The sequence below is a fragment of the Mycobacterium sp. 1245852.3 genome (assembly GCF_001669335.1).
GTDB lineage: Bacteria > Actinomycetota > Actinomycetes > Mycobacteriales > Mycobacteriaceae > Mycobacterium > Mycobacterium europaeum_A.
Map to the genome: position 1 here is coordinate 1 of NZ_LZLL01000458.1, position 578 is coordinate 578.

Sequence of the window (578 nt, forward strand, 5' to 3'; positions counted from 1 at the left end):
GGGTCTGCCGTTGCCCACGCTGCTGGTCACCGCCACCGCGGCGACGGTGACCCGCTGGCGCGAGCTGCGCGGCCAGCACCCGCTCCCCGCCAAAGGTCAGCACCATCGCCGCGATGGTGAGCTCATGGCGCACGGCCAGCTCCGGCTCCGGCACCGGCGACGCGCCGGCGAGCAGCTCGCGTTCGAGCCGCAGCCCCGTGCCGCCGTCGGCGTGGGCGGCGCCGAGGTAATTCAGCAGCAGTTGCGGGGGCCGGAAGCCGGCGAGCCGCTCGGCGGTGTCGGCCCGCAAGTAGCGCAGCAACCCGTAGTCGAGTCCGTCGCCGGGGATGGAAGCCAGCTGCTCCCCCACCCTGCGCGGGTCGGTCGAGTCCAGCCTCACCGGGTAGATGGAGCTGAGCAGCCCGACGGTGTCGCTGGTGTCGATGGTGTGTGCGCCCGGGCCGTCCACCAAACCGTCTGCGCGGCCGTGTGTTTCGAGCGCCAGCAGCGGTGGCGGGGTGGGCTGGCCGCGCAGCTCGCGCCAGCGGGTCACCGTCGCCGCGGTGGCGGTGACCAGCAGCGTGGGCAACGGCAGACCC

General features: G+C 74.2%; 1 pseudogene. It reads right to left on the reverse strand.

Features of this window, described 5'->3' with window-relative positions:
• A pseudogene (locus tag A9W96_RS20320) lies at positions 1–578 on the reverse strand (hypothetical protein); the annotation flags it as partial.